Here is a 1,288-nt window from a genome sequence, read left to right as displayed (position 1 = left end):
GGTCGTGTCCCACGGGGTGGTGTAGGAACCGTCGATCCACGGCAGGATCGGGTTCGGGTCAGGCGGCCAGAGCTGGCAGGCTGACGATTGGGTTATGGCTCACCGAGCCGATTGTTTCCAGCGTCATGTAGCGGCGCGATACTGCCCACTCATCATTCTGCTCCAGCATCAGCGCGCCGACGAGGCGTATGACTGCGGGGTCATTCGGGAAGATGCCGATGACATCGGCCCTTCGCTTGATCTCCTTGTTCACCCTTTCCAGCGGGTTGGTAGACGCGATCTGCGCCCAGTGGTCCTTCGGGAACGCCATGTAGGCGAGAACATCCTCGCGCGATGCGTCCATCATGTCGGCCAGCTTCGGGAACTTCTCGCGCAGGGCATCGGCGACCTGCTCCCACTGCTGATGTGCCGCTTCGGTCGTCTCCTGCGCGAAGATCGTCTTGATCATGGCGATCACGGCGGGCCTCTGTTTGGGCGCGGCATGGGCCAGCGCATTGCGCATCCAGTGCACCCGGCAGCGTTGCTGGCTCGCGGCGAACACCTTGCTGGCGGCGGCGCGCAGTCCCTTGTGATCGTCGGCGATGACCAGCTTCACCCCGCGAAGGCCCCGATCCGCCAGCGAGCGCAGGAAGGCTTTCCAGAAGGGCTCCGCCTCCGAAGGGCCAGTGGCGACGCCCAGCACTTCGCGGCGGCCATCGGTGTTGACGCCAACGGCGATTATCGCGGCCGTCGAGACGATCCGCCCGCCCTCGCGGACTTTGAGATAGGTGGCGTCGATCCACAGGTAAGGCCACTCACCCTCGATCGGCCGCGCCAGAAAGGCATTCACCCGCTCGTCGATCTCGGCAACCAGACGGCTGACCTGGCTCTTCGATACGCCGCTGGCGCCCATCGCCTTGACCAGATCGTCGACTGAACGGGTCGAGACACCGTGCACATAGGCCTCCTGAATCACCGCCGCCAAGGCCTTCTCGGCGGTACGGCGCGGCTCCAGGAAGCTCGGGAAGTAGCTGCCTTTGCGCAGCTTGGGGATCGCCAGATCGATCCGGCCAGCGCGGGTGTCCCAACCACGCTCGCGATAGCCGTTACGGTGGTTGAGCCGCGCCGCGCTGCGAGAGCCGGACGGAGCACCAGTCCTGGCCTCGATCTCCAGATCCATCATGCGCTCGGCGGCGAACGCCAGCATATCGCGCACCAAATCGCTGTCAGCCCCTTGCTCAATCAGCTCAACAAGGGCCATTCTGTCGTCGGTCATCGTCTTCTTCTCCAGGTTCGAGTTCGCATCCGA

The 1,288-nt window shown here is 64.4% G+C and carries 1 protein-coding gene; it reads right to left on the bottom strand.

All coding sequences use genetic code 11. The features are described 5' to 3' along the window. Positions 1 to 58 precede the first annotated feature (58 nt). Complete coding sequence (locus D0Z70_RS24460) at positions 59 to 1,255, bottom strand: IS256 family transposase (protein WP_119750800.1); 1,197 nt, start codon at positions 1,253 to 1,255, stop codon at positions 59 to 61. Positions 1,256 to 1,288 lie beyond the last annotated feature (33 nt).

Source organism: Sphingobium terrigena (genome assembly GCF_003591655.1).
Lineage (GTDB): Bacteria > Pseudomonadota > Alphaproteobacteria > Sphingomonadales > Sphingomonadaceae > Sphingobium > Sphingobium terrigena.
Note: the sequence above shows the minus strand (reverse complement) of the source record. Positions and strands in the feature narration are given on the sequence as shown.